Annotated in this window: 14 protein-coding genes; 9 read left to right on the top strand and 5 right to left on the bottom strand. The window is 72.8% G+C overall.

What is annotated here, in order from left to right; genetic code table 11:
- Window positions 1-167: 167 nt before the first annotated feature.
- Window positions 168-2,453 carry a TOMM precursor leader peptide-binding protein gene (locus tag ACIRL2_RS13210; RefSeq protein WP_402232026.1) on the top strand — a complete coding sequence of 762 codons (2,286 nt, stop codon included), beginning with the start codon at window positions 168-170 and terminating at the stop codon, window positions 2,451-2,453.
- A 52-nt stretch (window positions 2,454-2,505) separates the two neighbouring features.
- Window positions 2,506-3,741: a sensor histidine kinase gene (locus ACIRL2_RS13205; RefSeq protein WP_402232024.1), complete on the top strand. Its 1,236-nt coding sequence runs from the start codon at window positions 2,506-2,508 to the stop codon at window positions 3,739-3,741.
- A 24-nt stretch (window positions 3,742-3,765) separates the two neighbouring features.
- Here ACIRL2_RS13205 and ACIRL2_RS13200 read toward each other — a convergent pair whose 3' ends face one another.
- On the bottom strand, window positions 3,766-4,371 hold the full coding sequence (locus tag ACIRL2_RS13200; protein WP_402232023.1) for a DNA-binding response regulator: 606 nt from the start codon (window positions 4,369-4,371) through the stop codon (window positions 3,766-3,768).
- Window positions 4,372-4,528: 157 nt separating this feature from the next.
- A complete protein-coding gene (locus ACIRL2_RS13195; RefSeq protein WP_402232021.1) occupies window positions 4,529-5,974 on the bottom strand; it encodes a hypothetical protein in 1,446 nt (481 codons plus the stop codon).
- Window positions 5,975-6,173: 199 nt separating this feature from the next.
- Here ACIRL2_RS13195 and ACIRL2_RS13190 point away from each other — a divergent pair, with 199 nt between their 5' ends.
- Window positions 6,174-8,588 (top strand): ATP-binding cassette domain-containing protein, encoded by a 2,415-nt coding sequence (locus ACIRL2_RS13190; RefSeq protein WP_402232019.1) that lies wholly within the window; start codon window positions 6,174-6,176, stop codon window positions 8,586-8,588.
- 130 nt (window positions 8,589-8,718) lie between these two features.
- Here ACIRL2_RS13190 and ACIRL2_RS13185 read toward each other — a convergent pair whose 3' ends face one another.
- Window positions 8,719-9,159: a MarR family winged helix-turn-helix transcriptional regulator gene (locus ACIRL2_RS13185; protein ID WP_402232017.1), complete on the bottom strand. Its 441-nt coding sequence runs from the start codon at window positions 9,157-9,159 to the stop codon at window positions 8,719-8,721.
- 50 nt (window positions 9,160-9,209) lie between these two features.
- Here ACIRL2_RS13185 and ACIRL2_RS13180 point away from each other — a divergent pair, with 50 nt between their 5' ends.
- From ACIRL2_RS13180 to ACIRL2_RS13160, 5 genes are all read left to right on the top strand, one after another.
- Window positions 9,210-10,349 carry a substrate-binding domain-containing protein gene (locus tag ACIRL2_RS13180; RefSeq protein WP_395867182.1) on the top strand — a complete coding sequence of 380 codons (1,140 nt, stop codon included), beginning with the start codon at window positions 9,210-9,212 and terminating at the stop codon, window positions 10,347-10,349.
- Window positions 10,350-10,403: 54 nt separating this feature from the next.
- Window positions 10,404-11,876, top strand: a complete 1,473-nt coding sequence (locus tag ACIRL2_RS13175; protein ID WP_395867184.1) for an APC family permease — start codon at window positions 10,404-10,406, stop codon at window positions 11,874-11,876.
- Complete coding sequence (locus ACIRL2_RS13170) at window positions 11,873-12,892, top strand: acetamidase/formamidase family protein (RefSeq protein ID WP_395867186.1); 1,020 nt, start codon at window positions 11,873-11,875, stop codon at window positions 12,890-12,892. Before ACIRL2_RS13175 ends, ACIRL2_RS13170 begins: the two co-directional genes overlap by 4 nt.
- Before the next feature lie 308 nt (window positions 12,893-13,200).
- Window positions 13,201-14,235, top strand: coding sequence for an MsnO8 family LLM class oxidoreductase (locus tag ACIRL2_RS13165; protein WP_402232014.1), 1,035 nt, complete (start codon window positions 13,201-13,203; stop codon window positions 14,233-14,235).
- Window positions 14,236-14,328: 93 nt separating this feature from the next.
- Entirely contained in the window at window positions 14,329-15,321 is a 993-nt protein-coding gene (locus ACIRL2_RS13160; protein WP_402232012.1) for a hypothetical protein, read from the top strand.
- 112 nt (window positions 15,322-15,433) lie between these two features.
- Here ACIRL2_RS13160 and ACIRL2_RS13155 read toward each other — a convergent pair whose 3' ends face one another.
- Both ACIRL2_RS13155 and ACIRL2_RS13150 read right to left on the bottom strand, forming a co-directional pair.
- Complete coding sequence (locus tag ACIRL2_RS13155; protein ID WP_402232010.1) at window positions 15,434-16,978, bottom strand: PQQ-binding-like beta-propeller repeat protein; 1,545 nt, start codon at window positions 16,976-16,978, stop codon at window positions 15,434-15,436.
- A 377-nt stretch (window positions 16,979-17,355) separates the two neighbouring features.
- Window positions 17,356-17,670, bottom strand: coding sequence for a hypothetical protein (locus tag ACIRL2_RS13150; RefSeq protein ID WP_402232008.1), 315 nt, complete (start codon window positions 17,668-17,670; stop codon window positions 17,356-17,358).
- Between the two features lie 377 nt (window positions 17,671-18,047).
- Between ACIRL2_RS13150 and ACIRL2_RS13145 the strand changes: the two genes are divergently transcribed.
- Window positions 18,048-18,992 (top strand): hypothetical protein, encoded by a 945-nt coding sequence (locus tag ACIRL2_RS13145; protein ID WP_402232006.1) that lies wholly within the window; start codon window positions 18,048-18,050, stop codon window positions 18,990-18,992.
- The last annotated feature ends 672 nt before the right edge of the window (window positions 18,993-19,664 follow it).

The raw sequence follows: 19,664 nt of genomic DNA, 5'->3' as shown, positions 1-19,664 counted from the left end.
ACTTTCCCCCGACGGCTGCGAGAAACTGGTCGTCGAGAATCTCACCGCATCGCCGGCCGATCGAAACCGGCCGGCCACGTGTATCTGCTGGTCGGACGCGCAGCCCGTCGACTGAACCGGATATCCCGGACCGATCGGCGGACTTCCCCGAGGACCGAAGGGAAATCGTGAACGGCGCGCGACACAATGCCCCCGGCCTTGCCTTCAAACCCCACCTCGAGGTCGAAGTGGTGCCCGCCGAAGGCGTGTTCCTGGTGTCCGAGCGCGGGGTGACCGCACTGCGCGGCACCGGCCTGGTCACCCTCGCACCGCTCCTGGACGGCACCCGCACCCTGGACGCGCTCATCGCCGAGACCGCACCGACCCTGCCCGCCGCGCAGACCCGACACCTGGTCGGCGGCCTGCTCGACGCGGGCCTGCTCACCCACCGGCTACCGGCCAAGAACGTCCCCGAAGCCGATCGGGCCTACTGGGAACTCGCGGGCCTGGACGGTGACCTCGCGGCGGACCGGGTACGCACCGGCCCGGTCCGCGTGGTCGGTGTCGGCCCCACCGGCACCGCGACCGCGACCGCGCTCACCGAGGCCCTGGTCGCCTCCGGGCTGCACGTGCCCGACACCTCGGACCGACCCCCGGCGCTGACCATCGCCGGGTGCGACGACTACCTCGACCCCGCGCTGGCCGACCTGGACGCCGCGCACCGCGCCTCCCGGGTGCCCTGGCTCCTGGTCCGCTGCGGCGGCGAACAGCCCTGGATCGGGCCGCTGTTCCGCCCCGGCGATGCGGACGCCCCGTGCTGGCGCTGCCTGGCCGAAGCGCTGCGCCGCAATCGCCCCGCGCACCGCTACCTCGAACAGGCGCTGGGCCGACCGGTGGGCGCGCCCGCGTCCGCCCACCCGGCCGGCAGGCTGCTCGCGCTGCACCTGGCCGGCCTGGAGGCCGCCAAATGGCTGGCCGGCCGACCCCGGCCCGCCCCCGACACGATCTGGACACTGGACACCCTCACCCTCACCGGCCGGCACCACCCGGTGCGCCGCCGCCCGCAATGCGCCGGCTGCGGCGACCCCGAAATCGTCGCCCACCGGGTGCGGGCCCCGGTCCGCCCCGGCACCCGGATCAAGGCCGACACCGCGTACGGAGACCGGGCCTCGACCCCCGAGGAGATCCTCGAGCGTTACGGCCACCTGGTGGATCCGCTCACCGGAGTCCTGGGCGAGATCACCCGGGACACCAGAGGCCCCGACTTCCTCAACTGCTTCCACGCCGGCCACAACCCGGCCGCCGCGCCCACCGGCCGGACCGCGCTGCACGCGGGGCTGCGCACCCACAGCTCCGGCAAGGGCCCGACCGCGCGCGACGCCCGGGTCGGCGCGCTGTGCGAGGCCGTGGAACGGTTCAGCGGCGACCACCACGGCGACGAACCGGTCGTCCGGGCGGCCTACGCCGACCTCGGCGACAACGCCGTGCACCCCGACCTGGTCCAACTCTTCCACCCCCGCCAGTTCGCGGACCGCGAACGCTGGAACGCCGAACACGCCCCCGCCCACCACGTGTGCGCGCCGTTCGACGACCACGCGCCGGTGCACTGGACCCCGACCTGGTCGCTCACCGGGGACCGCCCGCGACTGCTGCCCACCTCGCTGCTCTACTACAACACCCCGCGCGACCCGGGCGGTCGCCGCTGCGTCGCCGGCTCCAACGGCTGCGCCGCGGGCGGCTCGCTCGAGGACGCCATCCTCCAGGGCTTCCTGGAACTGGTCGAACGCGACGCCGTCGCGCTGTGGTGGTACAACCGCACCCGGCAGCGCGGGGTCGACCTGGACACGTTCGAGGACCCCTGGATCGCCCGGGTGCGCGGCGGCCACGCCGAACTGCACCGGCAGGTGTGGGCCCTCGACCTCACCAGCGACCTGGGCGTGCCGGCGTTCGCCGCACTGTCGCGGCGGGTGGACAAACCCGCGGAGGACATCTCGCTCGGCTTCGGCGCGCACTTCGACCCGGGCATCGCGCTGCGCCGCGCGCTGGCCGAGGTCAACCAGATGTTGCCGCCCGTCGCCCGGGTCGCCGCCGACGGGTCCGGCTACGGGTGCGACGACCCCGTGGCGCTGCACTGGTGGCGCACCGCGACGATCGCCGAACATCCCTACGTCACCCCCGATCCCGGCCTGCCCGCGAGTGCTCCGGGCGACTTCCCGCACCGGCGGCACCGGGACCTGCGCGAGGACGTGCGGACCATCGAGAACCTGGTCCGGGCACACGATCTGGAACTGCTCGTGCTGGACCAGACCCGCCCCGACATCGGGCTGCCCGTGGTGCGGGTGATCGTCCCGGGACTTCGCCCGGTCTCGGCCCGGTTCGCCCCGGGGCGGCTGTACGACACGCCGGTGCGGCTGGGCCGGCTCACCGCCCCGACCCGCTATGCCGACCTCAATCCGATTCCCCTGTTCCTGTAGCCCGTCCCGCTCCTACGCTGCGTTGCACAGCGACCTCGAGCGAGGAGCCTTGATGCACGCAACTCCCGCGCGCGAACCCGAGATCAGCCCGGGACACAGACCCGCGCCGCACACCGAACTCGCTCCGCGCACGGCGGTGACGATCACCGCGATCGTGATCCTCGGCTTCTTCCTGGTCGCGCTCACCTATGTGCTGCGCGACGAACACGGAGCCGGTGCGCTGGTGTTGTGCCTGGCGCTGATGTTGCTGCTGTTCGCGTTGCAACTGGGCCACTCGTTCCCGTCCCGGGTGCCGATCCTGGCAGGCCGGCGCGAGCGCACACTGGCGGCGCAGGCCCTGCTGACCTACCTGCCGTTCACCCTCTTCGGCGCGGCCTGGCTGGGCATGCCCGGGTTCCTGGCCGCGTCGTGTCTGCTCGTGCTCAAGTCCGTCCTCGCGTGGGTGTGCTTCGGTACCGTCGTGGTGTCCACCGGAGTGATCCAATACGCGGTCGGCTTCGGCGGCGGTGAACTCGCCTACAACGTCACCGCCACCGCGCTGACCGGGCTGGTCGTCTACGGGCTCAGCCGACTCGCCGAGCTGATGCGCGAAGTCCAGGAGGCCCGTGAGGAGTTGGCCCGCTTCGCGATCACCCGCGAGCGGCTGCGCTTCGCTCGCGACCTGCACGATCTGCTCGGTTCCAGCCTGTCCACCATCACACTCAAGTGCGAACTCGCCTACCGTCTGGTGCGCCTGCACCCCGCGCGGGCCGAGGCCGAGATCGTGGAGATCCTGCACACGTCCCGGCAGGCGCTGGCCGACGTCCGCTCGGTCGCCAGCAGTTACCTGCACATGAGCCTGACCCGCGAGATCACCGCCGCCGAGTCGCTGCTGAGCGCGGTGGGCATCGACACCCGGGTGCGCGCCGCCGCGGACCTGCCCACGGGCGGCGCGGACGCGGTGCTGGCCACCGTGCTGCGCGAGGGCATCACCAACGTGCTGCGGCACAGCAAGGCCCGGCACTGCGTGATCGAAACGGTCCTCGACCACGACCGGGTGCGGCTGACCCTGACCAACGACGGCATCGACGCGAGCAAGACGCCGCCGGTCGCCGCCGGCGCGACCGAGGGCGGCAGCGGGCTGCGCAACATGGCCACCCGGGTGCTGGCCCTGGGCGGGACGCTGACCGCGGCCACCCGTGCGGACGGCTGGTTCGAACTGACGGCGGAACTGCCGGTTAACGCGGAGGCCGATCCCGATCGGAACGCGGGGTGGGACACCGCGGTCGGCGGCTCCCCGGGCCGGTGACGCCGCGCGGCCGGTCGACGCGCGTCACAACCAGCCGGAGTCGCGCGCGATCCGCACCGCGTCCATACGATTGCGGGCGTTGAGCTTGGTCACCGTCGTGGTCAGGTAGTTGCGTACCGTCCCGGCGGAGAGGAACAGGCCGCGCGCGATCTCCGGCACGTCCACCCCCTCGGCGGCCAACCGCAACACCTCGGTCTCCCGCGCGCTCAACGGATTCTCCGCCGCCTGGAGCGTGGCCACCGCCAACTGCGGATCGATCACCTGCTCACCGGCGGCCACCGCGCGGATGGCGGCGGTCAGTTGGTCCGGATCGGCGTCCTTGAGCAGGAACCCCGAGGCGTGCGCGGCCAGCGCCCGCCGCAGATTGCCCGGCCGGCCCAGGCTGGTCAGGATCACCGTGCGGCACTCGGGCAACCGCTCGTGCAGCAGCCGGGCCGCCCGAATGCCGTCCAGACCCGGCAGATCGATGTCCAACACCGCGACCTCGGGGCGCACCTCGAGCGCCACCGGCAGGATGAGATCTCCGCAATCGACCTCGGCGACGACCTCGATGTCGGGCTCCAGTTCCAGTAACGACACCAGCGCCCGACGCAGCATGAGCATGTCCTCGGCGAGAAGAACCCTGACCATCGTGTCCCCCCACGGCATCCCAACGGGATGGTCACTGTCATCGACCGTTCCTCGGGAGCACCGGCGGCAGCGCCCCGCCCGCGACACCGACGACCCCACGCCCTCTCACCTGCCCCGACGCGCTCCGATCACGCCGGTCCAAGGCGAGCACGACCGGTCAGATCGAGAACGTGTCGCCGCGCACCCGCACCGACCGGCCGATCCACGGGTCGGTGCGCATGGACGCCAGCACGTCGGCGTCCGTCGAGGAGGCCACCGATCGCACGCCGCCCGTGCCCTCGACCACCGCGATCGCCACCGCCGGCTCGCCCTGCTCGAACGCCACCGTGCAGCCCACCACGTCCGCCGGGCCCGCGTAGTCCGCGTCCACCGGCCGGGCCGGCAACTCGGCACTGACGTCCACCGCCCGGAAACCGCCGGCGGCGGGGCGGCCCGCCCACAGCGCGCCGGCCTGCTTGGTCACCATCCCCGACACGGCGGTCACCAGCCCGTCCCCACCCGCGAGCACGTTCGCCGCGACCTCGACCGTGGCCTGGAGCACGTAGTTGTTGAGCGGCCCCCCGGCGAAGGCCATCCCGCCCGTACCGGTCAACGCCCGGCCGGCACGCTCGGTCAGACCCAACTCGCGCTGCTGGATGCGCACCGCCGCCGGGAAGCAGCTGTACAGGTCAACGTGGGTCGTGTCCCCCACCCCGGAGCCCAGCGCCGCGCCGACCGCCGCGAACCCCGGGGAGCGGTCCAGGTCCGGTCGGGCCACCAGCGGCACCATCGTGTTCGCCTCGGCCGCCATGGTCGGGAACACCCACCGCCCGCGCTCGACCCCGAACCGCCGCGCGGTCTCCGCCGAACACAGCAGCAGCGCGGCAGCCTGGTCGACGTTCATCTGCGAGCAGTGCCACTTGGTGTACGGGTCGGCCAGCCACGCGTTGCGCCCCTCGGGGGACAACAACTCGTCTTCGCGCAGCGCGCGACCGCGCACCGAGTGCCCGGCGTCGGCCGCGACGGCCGAGAAGCCCTGCCACAGCGCGGCGATCTCGCGCGCGTTGTCCGCCGGCGACAACCCGCGCGCCGCGCCGATCGCGGACTCCATCACCGCGTACTGCCGGGCCGGCACGGCCAGATGGCGATCGATCTCGACCCGGGCCAGGATGTCCGCACCCGGCGCCCAGACCGTGTCGGGCACCCCGTCCGCGACCGGATCCGCGAGCTCGACCCCGGCGATCCTCGCCCGCAACCGCCGGTGGGCCGCCTCGCCGCCCACCACCAGGACCACGTCCGCCCGCCCGGCGGCGATGTCGGCGCAGGCCCGGCTGATCAACGACTGCTGCAACACCCCGAGTTCGGCCAGCGTGCTGTGCGCGTCGACGATCTTGAACCGGTTCGCCAGCCACCGTCCCGGATCGCCGTGCCGCCACGTCCCGCGCGGGACCAGCACATGCCGCACCGCCCGCAACAGGCCGCCCAGGCCGTCGGCGGCGTCCTCGACGGCCCGGGCCATCAACTCCAGCTCGCCGACCCCGGCGCCCGCCTCGGCCAGGCGCTGATTCGCCACCCCGGCGCCCACCAGCACCGGTGTCCGCGGATCGATCGTCTCCAGCGCCATCGACGCCCCCTCGCAACGCTGCTCCTCGGCACCGGACCACCCGGCGGGCCGACCGTAACGGCGGATCCCGACGATCACCAGAGCCGACGATCACCTTTGCCGCGGCCCCGCGGCCGGGCCGACCCGACCGGCGCGGTTGCGGACCGCCCGCCGGCGGGCATACGACAACCTTCGGCCCGGCACCCCGAGGAGCAGCGCGATGACCGAACACGACCCCTATGTGCGGGTACGCGGCGCGCGTGAGCACAACCTGCGCGACGTGGACGTGGACATCCCGCGCGACACGTTCGTCGTGTTCACCGGGGTCTCCGGCTCCGGGAAGTCCTCGCTCGCGTTCGGCACGCTGTACGCGGAGGCACAACGGCGGTATTTCGAATCGATCGCCCCGTACGCCCGGCGACTGATCCAGCAGGTCGGCGCGCCGCACGTGGACGAGATCAGCGGACTGCCGCCGGCCATCGCGCTGCGCCAACAGCGCTCGGCGCCGACCTCGCGCTCGACGGTGGGCACCCTGACGACGCTGTCCAACTCGCTGCGGATGTTGTTCTCCCGGGCCGGCCACTACCCGCCCGACGCGCGGCGGGTGGACTCGGACGCGTTCTCGCCGAACACCGTCGCCGGCGCCTGTCCGAACTGCCACGGCCTGGGTCGGGTGCACGAGGTGAGCGAGGAGTCGCTGGTCCCGGACCCGGGCAGATCGATCCGGGACGGTGCGATCGCCGCGTGGCCGGGCGCCTGGTACGGGAAGAACCTGCGGGACATCCTGGCCACCCTCGGCTACGACGTGGACCGGCCGTGGCGCGAGCTGCCGAAGGTCGAGCGGGACTGGATCCTGTTCACCGACGACCAGCCCGTGGTCACCGTGCGTCCGGTGCGCGACGCGAGCCGGATCCAACGCGACTACCAGGGCACGTACAGCAGCGCGCGGCGGATCGTGCTGAAGACGTTCGCGACCTCCAAGAGCGCGACGCAGCGCAGGCGGGTCGAGCGTTTCCTGCGCAGTGGGCCGTGCCCGGTGTGCCACGGCCGGCGGCTGCGGCCGGAATCCTTGGCGGTGACCTTCGCGGGGTACGACATCGCCGCGCTGGTCGCGCTGCCGCTGGCCGAGGCGGCGAAGGTGTTGGCCGGCGCGGAGGCCGACGGCGAGCCGGCCGCGACGATCTGTACGGACCTGGTGGCGCGGATCGCGGTGCTGGTCGAGCTGGGGCTCGGCTACCTGAGCATGGATCGGGAGACGCCGACGCTCTCCTCGGGCGAACTCCAGCGGTTGCGGCTGGCCACCCAGCTCCGGTCGGGCCTGTTCGGGGTGGTGTACGTGCTGGACGAGCCGTCCGCGGGATTGCACGCGGCGGACACCGAGGCGCTGCTCGTGGTGCTCGACCGGCTGCGCGCGGCAGGCAATTCGTTGTTCGTGGTGGAACACCGGATGACGGTGGCGCGCCGCGCGGGCTGGCTCGTGGACGTCGGGCCCGGCGCGGGCGAGGGCGGCGGCCGGATCCTGTACAGCGGCCCGCCGGCCGGGCTGCGCGAGGTGGCCGACTCGGCGACCCGCCGATACCTGTTCCGGACCGGCCCGGCGGCGATCCGGGAGCCGCTGTCGCCCACCGGGTGGGTGACGCTGACCGGGGTGACCCTGCACAACCTGCGCGATGTGGACGTGCGCTTCCCGCTGGGCGTGTTCACCGTGGTCACCGGGGTGTCCGGCTCGGGCAAGTCCAGCCTGGTCGGCGGGGTGTTGGCGGAGGTGACGGCGGATCACCTGGGCACCCGGCCGGAGGAGGACGAGGACCGGCGGCAGGAGTCGGGCGAGATTCGCGCGGTGGAGGGCCTGGACGTGGTCGATCGGCTGGTGCGGGTGGACCAGAAGCCGATCGGGCGCACCCCGCGCTCGAACCTGGCCACCTACACCGGCCTGTTCGACACGGTGCGCAGGCTCTTCGCGGACACCGACGCGGCGCGCGAGCGCGGGTGGACCGCGAGCCGGTTCTCCTTCAATGTGGACGGCGGCCGATGCGAGACGTGTTCGGGGGAGGGCTTCGTCGCGGTGGAGCTGCTGTTCCTGCCCGGGACGTACGCGCCGTGTCCGACCTGCCACGGCGCGCGCTACAACCCGCCGACGCTGGAGGTGACGTACCGGGGGCTGAGCGTCGCGGACGTGCTCGGGCTGACGGTGGACGCCGCCGCCGACTTCCTCGCCGAGGTGCCGGCCGCCGCGCGCAGTCTGACCACGTTGCGCGAGGTGGGCCTGGGCTACCTGCGACTGGGACAGCCCGCGACCGAGCTCTCCGGCGGCGAGGCGCAGCGGATCAAGTTGGCCAGTGAGCTGCAACGGGCCCGGCGCGGGCACACGCTGTACGTGCTGGACGAGCCGACGGCCGGGCTGCATCCGGCCGATGTCGAGCTGTTGATGCGCCAGTTGCACGGTCTGGTCGCGGCGGGCAACACGGTCGTGGTGGTCGAACACGACCCGGACGTGATCGCCGGCGCGGACTGGATGATCGACCTCGGTCCGGGCGGCGGCGCCAACGGCGGCCGGATCGTGGCGAGCGGGGTGCCGGCGGATGTGGCGGCGAAGGGTGTGGGGGTGACCGCGCGGTTCCTGGCGGCGTACTGACGCGGCGCACTGACGCGCGGGGCGGCGCCGGGCGGGTGGGCGAGCCGGGCCACGCCGGCGCCTCGTCGCGCGGTTCGGCATCGCGTGGTTCGGGCGGGTGGATCGGCCCGCGCGGGTCGGCCCGGCCGGCTCAGTCGGCGTCCGGACCGGCCAGGAACTCGAGGAGTGCGGCCGGATCGTCGCCGGCACACGCCGCGCGCACGGCCGCCTCGTGTGCCTGGGCCAGCGCGTCCAACCGGGCGAGGCGGTGGCGCCCGCGCCGGGACAGGTGCGCGGCGATCCGGCGGCGGTCCACGCCGGACTGGCGTCGGTAGATCCAGCCGTCGTCCACCAGCGCGTCCACGATCCGGGTCAGGCTGGCGTGCGGGATCAGCAGGCTCTGCGCCAGGTCGCCCATCAGCCGGCCGTCGCCCTCGCCGACGGCGCGCAGCACGAGCCACTGGTCGAGGGTGCAGTTCTCCTCGGCCAACACGAGGGTCAGGGTGCGGGTCAGGCGGCGCTGCGCGATGGTCAGCAGCTCGGCCAGGGGCGGTCGGGCGACGGCTCGTTCGGCGAGTTCGCCGGCGGACATGCGCATCACCCCTTCACCGGGCCGGTTCCAGGAGCATACTTACTCGCCTGATGAGCGTCGACACAGTCTTGATCGAGCCGCTCGACGCGCTGCATTCCGACCGGAATCCCCAGGTGCTTCGAGTGGGCCTGGTGGTGCCCCAGTCCGGGCCGCTCGGGATCATCGGGCCCTCGGCGGTGGACGCGGCGCTGCTCGCGGCGTACGAGATCAACACCGCCTGCGGGGTGCGCGACCGCCCGGTGGAACTGGTCCTGGTGGACGCCGGCGGCCCGCCCGAGAAGGTCGCGGCGCAGGTCGAACTGCTCGGCTCGGCGGGTGCGGTGGACGTACTGGTCGGCTTCCACACCAGCGACGTGCACCGCGCGATCGAGTCGGTGGTGAGCGGCCGGACGCCGTACGTCTTCACCCCGCCGCACGAGGGCGGCGGTCGGCTGCCCGGGGTGGTGTGCACGGGAGTCGACCCGATGCGCCAACTGCGTGAGTCGATCGGGTGGCTGACCGAGCACCATCGGCTGCGCCGGTGGGCGCTGATCGGCAACGACTACATCTGGCCGCAGGCCATCCACGCGGCCGCCACGCGGTTGATCACACACGCGCACAGCAGCGTGGTGTACGAGCGACGGGTGGCCTTCGGGGCGGTACGCGCGGGCCTGGACGAGTTGTTGGCCGGGCTGCGGGTCGCCCGCGCCGACGCGCTGCTGCTCAGCCTGATCGGCCGCGACCTGGTCGACTTCAACCGGGCACTGCGGCACGCAGGGCTGGATCGCATCCTGGTCCGGCTGTCCGGGGCGCTGGAGGAGAACGGGCTGTTGGCCTACGGCGGCGACGACACCGGTGCGATGTACGCGGTGATGCAGTCCTTCGCGTCGCAGACCGACGATCGCCGGCTGGGCCTGGCCGAGCGGCACCGGTCCCTGTTCGGCGCGCAGGCGCCGGTGTTGGACGCCTACGCCGAGGGCCTGTACGACGGGCTGCACCTGGTCGCGGCGTTGGCCGCGCGGGACGAACTGGCGCCGGACGGGTTGGCGGCGGCGGTGCGCCGATTGTTCGACGCCGATCCGGCCGCCGCGCGAGGGGCGTGGGCGCGGTCGTCGCTGGGGCCGCCGCGCAGGCAGGTGTACCTGGCCCGAGCGGAAGGGCTGGATTTCGTTGTGCTGCCGCGACGAGAAAGTACTTCCATTTGGAAATAACTGGTTCTAGGGTTTCTCCGTGACCCCTCGGGGTCGTCCCGAGGAGAGACCACCATGAGCGAAGTCCCCACGCGCGGATCGACCGGGAGACCCGAGTCGACCGGCAGACCCGAGTCCCCCGGCAGACCGGACCCGACCGGAAGCCCCGCGTCGATCGAGAAGTACGGCTACAAGCAAGAACTCCGCCGGTCCCTGAGTTTCCGCGACCTGCTCGTGTACGGCCTGGTCTTCATGGTCCCGATCGCGCCGTTCGGCATCTTCGGCGGCGTGTTCCAGGGCTCCGGCGGCATGGTCGCGCTCGCGTACGTCATCGGCATGGTCGCGATGATGTTCACCGCGTTGTCCTACGCGCAGATGTCCCAGGCCTTCCCGATGGCCGGATCGGTGTACTCCTACGCCGGCCGAGGCATCGCCGCCCCGGTGGGCTTCCTGGCCGGCTGGATGATCCTGCTCGACTACATCCTGGTGCCCGGCCTGCTCTACCTGATCGCCGCCGTCGCGATGAACTCGCTGGTCACGTCCATCCCGGTGTGGATGTGGGTGGTCGGGTTCGTGCTGCTGAACACGGCGGTGAACTACCTCGGCGTCGAGATGACCGCCAAGGTCAACAAGATCATGCTGATCGGCGAACTGATCATCCTGGTCCTGTTCATCGTGATCGGCGTGGTCGCGCTGATGGACGGCAAGGGCCGCGGCTTCGACTTCACCCCGATCTACAACAGCGACACCTTCTCCTGGAGCCTGGTCTTCGGCGCCGTCTCGATCGCGGCGCTGAGCTTCCTGGGCTTCGACGGCATCTCCATGTTGTCCGAGGAGAACAAGGACTCGGCCAAGGCCATCGGCCGGTCGATGGTCGCCGCGCTGCTGCTGGCCGGGACGTTGTTCATCGCGCAGACCTGGATCGCCTCGCTGCTGGTGCCCGACCCCGGGACGCTGATCGACAAGGGCGACCCGGACGGCACCGCGTTCTACGACGCGGCCCGGGTCGCGGCGGGCGGCTGGCTGGCCAAGCTCACCGCCGTGGCCACCGCGATCGCGTGGGGCTTCGCCAACTCGCTGGTCGCCCAGGCCGCGACCTCACGCCTGCTGTACGCGATGGCCCGGGACCGGCAACTGCCGTCCTTCCTGGCCAAGGTGCACCCCAAGCACCGGGTCCCGGTCAACGCCACGCTGCTCACCGCCGTGATCTCGCTCGCCCTGGGCCTGTACACCAGCACCCGCGACGACGGCATCACCACGCTGAGCAGCCTGGTCAACATCGGCGCGCTCACCACGTTCCTGGTGCTGCACGTGTCGGTGGTCGTGCACTACCTGATCCGGCACAAGAGCCGGGACTACTGGCGGCACCTGATCGCGCCCTCGCTGGGCTTCGCGATCCTGGCCTACGTCGTCTACAACGCCGACGGCGACGCGAAACGACTGGGCACGATCTGGTTCGCGATCGGCCTCGCCCTGCTCTCCGGTCTGGTCCTGGCGGGCCGCCGGCCGAAAATCTCCGCCATCGACCAGGTCGAGGAACCCGTATGACCCTGCTCGAAGTCGTCTCCCTGCAGCCGACCTACCACCAGTACGCCTACACCTTCGGCGGGCGCCGCCCGCTGGTGACGGTCCGCCCCGGCACCATCGTGGAACTGTCCACCGAGGACTGCTTCGGCGGGAACGTCAAGGGCATCGACGACCTGCCCAGCGCGGTGTGCACCTTCCCCTATCTCAACCCCGTCACCGGACCGATCGCGGTCGAGGGCGCCGAACCCGGGGACACCCTCGCGGTGCACTTCGTGGACATCGCACCCGCGCGCGACTGGGGCATCTCCACCACGTTCCCGCACTTCGGCGCGCTCACCGCCACGCCCACCACGGCGATGCTGCACGAGGCGCTGGAGGAACGGGTGTGGGTCTACGACCTGGACGCCGACGCGGGCATCTGCCGATTCCGGGCTCGGGAGAGCGACTTCGTCGTGGACCTCCCGCTGGACCCGATGCACGGCACGGTCGGGGTGGCGCCCGCCGCGGGTGAGACGCTGATGTCGATCACCCCGGGCGCGCACGGCGGCAACATGGACACCCCCGAGATGCGGGCCGGCACCACCGCGTACTTCGGCGTCAACGTCGCGGGCGGCATGCTCTCGATCGGCGACGGCCACGCCCGCCAAGGCGAGGGCGAACTGTGCGGGACGGCGGTCGAGGCAGCGATGCGCACGGTGATCGTGGTCGACCTGATCAAGGGCGGCGCGCCGGTGTCGCCGCGCCTGGAGAACGACGACCACCTGCTCACCACCGGGTCGGCCCGCCCGCTCGAGGACGCCTTCCGGATCAGCCAACGCGATCTCGTGGGCTGGACGGCGGAGCTGCTCGACCTGGAACTGCTGGACGCCTACCAGCTCGTCAGCCAGGCCGGCCTGGCCCCGGCCGCCAACGTGTGCGACACCAACTACACGATGGTCGGCAAGCTGCCCAAGGCCGTGCTCGGACGACACCGGGCCTACGAGGGCCGGCACGACCACCTGCGGGCGGTGGCGGCGGCCTATCTGGCCGAGCGCTGAGGCCGCGCGGCGGGCCGTGACGACTCCGGCACCGGAGGGGCCACCGGTTGCCGGCGCCCGGCGGCGGATCATCCGCAGGCCGGGCGAGCGGGGGACATCCCCGGGAAGGACGCGTCCGCCGACGCGCATCCCGCAGGGGAGAACTCGGGGATGTCCCTGTGGGTGCCGGGTGCCGGGTGCCGGGTGCCGGGTGCTCGGGCGGTTCGGTGCCCGCGTGCCCGCGTGCTTGTGGGTTCGCGGCGGTACGACCGGGTGCGAGCGACCCGGCGCGGCGGGAATTCCCGGCCCGTGTGCGTGTTGGGATTCGTGTGAACGTGTTGCCGCCGGGTGTCCGGTTCTCCGTGCTCGACAGGTCGCTCACCCTGGAAGGGGAGCACCCCGCGTCGGCGCTGCGCCACGCCGTGGCCTTCGCCCGGGAGGTGGAGCGGCTGGGGTACCACCGCTTCTGGGTCGCGGAGCACCACAGTGTGCCGGGCGTGGCCGGGTCGGCACCCACCGTGCTGGCCGCCGCGGTGGCCGCGGTCACCGAGCGGATCCGGGTCGGGACCGGCGGGGTGATGTTGCCCAACCACCAACCGCTGGTGGTGGCCGAGCAGTTCGGCGTGCTGGAGTCGCTGTACCCGGGCCGGATCGACCTGGGCGTGGGCCGCTCGGTGGGCTTCACCGACGGGATCCGCGCCGCGCTGGGCCGGGGCAAGGACGCCGCGGAGGACTTCCCGGATCGGTTGGCCGAACTGCTCGGCTACTTCCTGGGCACCCAGGACGTGCACCCCGGGGTGCACGCGCGCCCCGCCGAGGGATTGCGGCCGGCCCCGTTCGTGCTGGCCACCGGGGCGGGCGCGGACCACGCCGCCGCCGCCGGGGTGCCGCTCGTGGTCGCCGCGGCGATCGGCGAGGAACGCATGCTCGCCGCGATCGAGCGCTACCGGGCCGCCTTCCGGCCGTCCGCGTGGTCGACGCGACCCTACGTCGTGGTGGCCGGCACGATCGCGATCGCGGACACCGAGGCGGCGGCGTACGACCTGCTCCTGCCCGAGGCGTGGGCGGCCGCGTACTCGCGCACCAAGGGCACCTTCCCGCCGCTGCTCCCGGCCGAGCGCATCCGGGCGACGGCGATGACCACGCGCGAGCGGGAACACCTGGACGCCGCGCTCCGGGACCAGATCCACGGCACCGCGGAGACCGTCGCCGGCGAGCTGGCCGGCCTGTTCGCCCGCACGGACGCGGACGAGTTCCTGGTCACCACCAGCTCGCACGACCGGGCCGGCCGGTTGCGATCGGCCCGGCGACTGGCCGAACTGGCGGGCATCGCGCCGCGGATCGGCGCGGCTGCCGCCGGCTGAGCCGGCCGGGCGGACCGACCTCCGCCGGCAGCCGGCGCGCGTTGCTAACGTGGTGCGGCCCGAGCCGGTCGTTCTGCGGGGAGGTTCCGACCGATGGCCCATGCCGGCCACCAAGCACACACGCTTCCACACCCATACCCACCCGGGCACACGCCCGCGCACGCGGCGACCGAGACACCCGCGCAGATCGAGCGGCGCCGGATCGCCAACGTCGCCTCCGTGGTCGTCCCGGGTGTCCTGGCGCACCGGATGTTGCGCCCGGCGCACCGGATCGGGAAGCCGGACGGGCTGATGGGCAACCTCAATCGGGTGCGCGCGTGGCTCGGCCTGATGATCGTGCTGGCCGTGTTCCTGCGCGGGCTGTACCAGGAGCGCACGCACTCCTCGGGCGCGGCCGCCGGCACCACCACCAAGATCCAGGGGGCGCAGGTGGTCGCCGAACTGGCGTCCGCGATGGTCCGCCGGATGGTGCTGCTGCCGCTGTACGGCATCGTCGGCATCGTGCTGATCGGCTGCCTCCTGGTGCTCTGCGCCCGGCCGCACCTGCGCTCGCTGACCCTGCGCCAACTGATCCACCCGGTCCGCACGGTCGGGTTGTTCCTGGTGGTTCCGGGGCTGGGCCTCGCGTTGGCCTGGGGATGCCGCAAGGGCGCGGGGCTGGGGGCGAACACCAACACGCTGCGCACCGACGGCACGATGGTCCAACTGGTGTTGTCCTGGGTGTCCATGGTCGCCGGGATCTGGGTCTTCGGATTCGCCCTGGTGGCGATCTGGCAGGTGGCGCAGCACCTGTTCTCCGCGGCGGACGGCCACCCGATGTTGCCCGCGCTGATGGCGATGTGGCTGGCCTGGACGTTCACCCTGACCGACATGCTGGTCAAGACCGACAACCCGCTGTTCGCGGGATCCGATATCGTGCCGGGCAACATCAAGGCCGTGGTCGGCGTGGGCGGTTCGGTGATCATCACCGCGTTGAGCGTCTGGGAGATCCGCCGCCTCGGCCGTTGGAACGGGATCACCTGGCGCAGCGGCCCGTGGGGATCGCGATCGCCGCAGACGCGCGCGACCGCCCAGGGAGTGGCCTGAGTTCGGGTCGGGGCCTCCTTGTCCGGGGCCCCGGTCGGATCCGCCGAGGCCCCGAGCGCGGGCGCCCGATGGACGGGCATCCGGGCTCGGGGCCTCGGTGTTCTCGTGCCGGCTAGGACTTGCCGCGGATGCTGCCGGTGATCAGCCGGTAGCCGAGGCCGGCGGTGCTCTCGTCGACCAGGAAGAGCCGGCCGTCGTGTTCGAACGGCTTGGGCATGGCCTCGGCGAGGGAGACGCCCAGCCGCAGGGGGTACTCGGCGAGGACCCGGATGTGGCCGTTCTGCGGGTCGAAGCGGACCAGGCGCGGCGGCTTGCTGCCGCGCGCGTTGACCCACACCCGCAGGGCGCCGTCGGGGGCGACCGCGATCGGCGCGGCCTTGCTGTCCACGCTCAGGCCCACCACCTTGACGGCGGCCGGCAGCGCGGAGATCCAGCGCACCCGACCGGTCTGCCGGTCGACGGCCACGATCTGGTTCGCTCCGGGCGTGTTCGACGCGTGCACGGACCGGCCGTTGTTGCCGGGCACGTAGATCGTGCGCTCGTCGGCGAGTACGCGCGGCGAGGTGTCGCGCTTGTCCTCGCGCGCGTCGCCGCGGGTGTCGTCGACCAGCGGGCCGCCCGCGTCGATCGTGTAGGCGGGCTCGCCGCGTTCGGTCAACACGGTCAGCCTGGCCGGGCCGCCCGGCGCGGTCGGCTCGTCGACGATCACGGGGGAGGTGGCGACCACCGGTGAGGTGCCCGCGAGCACCGTGCCCTCCGTGGGCAGCTTGTGCACCCAGGCCGGCTTGCCGGTGAGCGGATCGACCGCCCACACCGCGTCCGTGCTCCCGCACCGGCCGTTGGCCACCAGCGCGGCCCCGCCGCGGAAGCCGGTGACCTGACAACCGACCGCGAAGGTGCGGTCGGCCACCCACAGTTGGGTGCCGTCCCTGATCCGGAACGCGGTGTCGCCGCTGACCGCCACGCCGCGCGAGACGGCCAGGCGTTCCAGGGCCGCGGGGCCCTTGGCGGTGCGCGGTTTGGCCCACACCTCGGTGCCCGACGTGATGTCGATGCCCGCGATCCGGTCGCAGGCGGTGCCGACTCCGTAGACGACGACGGCGATCGGCCCGTCGGTCTCGGCGCCGGCCGCGCACATCGCGGCGCCGTTCGGGAGCGGCTTCTCCCAGACGGTGGCCCCGCTGTCCACGCGGTACGCGACCACGCGGGTGCGTTCGGAACGCACCACGGTGTCGCCCTGGAACCAGGTGCCCTCCAGCGTGCGTACGTCCGAGCCCGCCGTCGACACCGGCTTGGGGCCGTCCCGACCCTCCTTCAACGCCCAGGCGACCGACACGTGTTCGCCGGTGTTGCCGTACTCGTCGCCGTGCAGCACGGCCTGCCGGACCGCGCCGACGCCGGCGAGGGCGAGCACCAGCAGGGCCAGGATCGCGGTGCGCAGCAGGACCGGGCGATCGCGCGCGGGCCGGATCCGGTCCGGGGCGAGCGGCGGGCCGAAAACGAAGTGGTGGTCCGAGGGCGCCGGTTGCAGCGGCATCGGCGCGGGGGTCGGCGGGAGGGCCGAGCCCGGTCCGGCCGGGCCGCCGTACCCGGGGGTGTGCGGGTGCGGCCCGGGTTGGGGATGCGGGTCGTGCAGGGGCAGGTTGGGATTGGCCACGAAGCCGCCACCCGAGGCATTCGGGAACGGCGCGGGGCGTGAGTGCGGTTGTGCCGCCGGGCGCGCGTGCGACGGCGGCTGCGCCTGGGCCGGGATGTGCGGCTGGGGCGATGGCTGCGGCTGCGCGTGACCGGGGCCCGGGCCGGGGCCCGACGGCTGTGGTCGGGCCGGTGACGAGGAGGCGGGCGGTGCGAAGGGCGGTGGCGCCTGGCCCGACGACGGCGGTGCGAACGCCGGGGGTGCCTGGGCCTGGCCCGGTGGCGCGAAGGGGGGCGGCACGGACTGCCGGGCGTGCGAGCGTCGTTGCTCGTCCCACGGGTTGTGTGCGTCGTCCGGGCTGTTCGGGCTGTCTGGGCCGGGCGGGTACTGCGGGGTGCTCACGCGGTGCCTCCCGACGTGCCGGATATCACCGGGGCGCCGAGGCCGACGTCGCGCGGGCCCGGCAGGTCCTTGAAGTCGCTCCGGTCCACGTGGCCCACCGACTGGCCCACGTTGTGCAGCCACAACACCAGGAACGTGATCGCGGCGGCCGAGGCCGCGACGATCAGCACGCTCACCACGATCACCAGACCGCTGCGCGGCGCGGCCGGCCCGCGGGCCGGCCGAGGTTCCGCCGGCGCGCCCCACGGTGGTGGCGCCTGCCCCGGGCCGGAGCCCCGCACCGAGCCCTGCGGTGGCAATGAGTGCGTCATGACGATCGCGCCCCCCCGTGTTCCTGTCCCGAATTCACCCCGTACCGCGACCACCGCCCGGCACCTCCGACGCAAACGCCGCGTCGATCACCGTACCGACCCCGCTCTCCTCCCGCCGACCATCGCCCCCTCTCCGCCCGCGACACTCCACGAAATCCCCCCAACCGGGCCCGAGTCGTATGACTCGGGGGCGTCGCGTTCGCGCTCGTGCGTCGTCGTCCGTCCCCGGAAGACCCCCAGGTGTCGGGCCCCACATGGGTGGGAGCCCGAGGCGACCGGGTGCCCGACGGGCGGGACCACCCGGTGGGGGTGTCGTGGCGGTGAGGCAGGATGTCGGGGCGGCGATCGGCGTCGTGGTCGAAACGGGGAAGTGGATCGTGTCGTTTCAGCAGCCGGCGGGAGGCGAGCAGCCGCCGCCCGGTGGTGGGCCCTACGGGCCGCCGCCCGGATCGTACGGGGCGCAGTCCCAGGGTCAGCCGTACGGGCAGCCCCAAGGTCAGCCCTACGGGCCCTACGGCCCCCCACCCGGGGCGCTGCAGCCGGGTGTCCACCCCTATGGCGCTCCGCAGCCTCCGGGGCAGCCGATGTACGGACCGCCCGGATACGGGATTCCGCAGCCGCCGGGGCGTCGGGGCCCGAAGGTCGGGGTGATCGTCGCGGCCGTGGTGGGCGTGGTGGCGGTGGGGACCGTCGCCGTGCTGGGTGCCACCGGAGCGTTCTCCTCCGACGACAAGGACCCGGTGGCGAAGCCGACGTCGTCGGTCTCGGCGAGCGACCGGCCGACCACGTCGCCCACCTCGCGAGTGCCGGGGCCGCCGGAGTTGCCGACCCGGCCGCCGGCCACGTCGTCCAAGTCGTCCACGACCAAGCGCACCGTGGACACCCCGGCCCGGGCGGGTGGCCTGGACCGGATGGGCGACGACGCGTATCCGCTCCAGACCTCGATCCGGCGGCAGGCGGTGCCCGGTTCCAAGGTCGCCGCCTACGGTGCGGCCGGGGACGCCACGCCGACCGCGCTGGTGATGGTGATGGCCAACCCGTCGCCGTTCATGTCGCCGACGACGGTGATGGACCAGCTCATCGAGGGGATGCAGGAAGGGGCCGAGGAGAAGTCCTCGGGCCTCGGCGGTGTCCGCGAGATGGACCCCGGCAGCATGGGCGGTGTGCTGCGCTGCACCGAGATCCGATCGGGCGGCAAGGCGCTGCCCACGTGCGTGTGGGTCGACCAGGACACCGTGGGCGTCGTCTACGGCATCAGCGAGAAGTCGTTGGACAGCGCCGCGGCACTGGCCCTGCGGTTGCGTCCCGACCTGGAGAAGTGACCAACGGGTAATTCGTCCGCGGTATCACGGGCCGGCTCGACTCCGAGCCGGCCCGTTTTCGCGCCCGCGCCGCGCCATCCACCTGGATCACACGGATTATGCGGGCACAAGCGCTACGCCCGTGCTGGTGTGCAATTGCACGGATTGGCGCCCGAGTGCGTACGTCGTGAGCTGCTGTCCGCGATATCCGACCGGTGATTCCGCCCGTGAATTGTCGATACCGCAACCACTGTCGTCGGGCCGTCGAGCCGGTGCGGTGGAGAGCGTCGATCGGTCGAATGTCGGGTGATTCGTCACACTTCCTCGGAGCGGATATCGGTACGGATTTGCAATCCCTGTCCCGGCGGCTCGCGGCGGTACTCGGCAAGCGGAATTCCGCTGCGCGGAATATCCGGTCGGTTGGCGGATCGGTCGCCGACGAGGGGGTGGGTCGGGTCGTCGGCGCGGTCTCCGAAATGCTCCGGTTCCGCCGCTGACCAGCGCGATGGCATCGGATTCGGTGCCGTGCAGGCGCCCATTTCGGCCGGCGGGTCGTCGGGTCGGTGCGCGGAGCCGGGCGGATGTCGCCGGCGGCGCGTCCGAATGTGGCCGGGGATTGGCCGTAAATCGACGCAGGCCAACCCTGTGGTGGCCGGAATATCAGTGCACGGGATCGGTTTCCATGACGAGTCC

Source organism: Embleya sp. NPDC127516, from assembly GCF_044765325.1.
In the GTDB taxonomy this organism is placed as follows: Bacteria; Actinomycetota; Actinomycetes; order Streptomycetales; family Streptomycetaceae; genus Embleya.
This window is presented reverse-complemented; position numbering and strand designations above follow the sequence as displayed.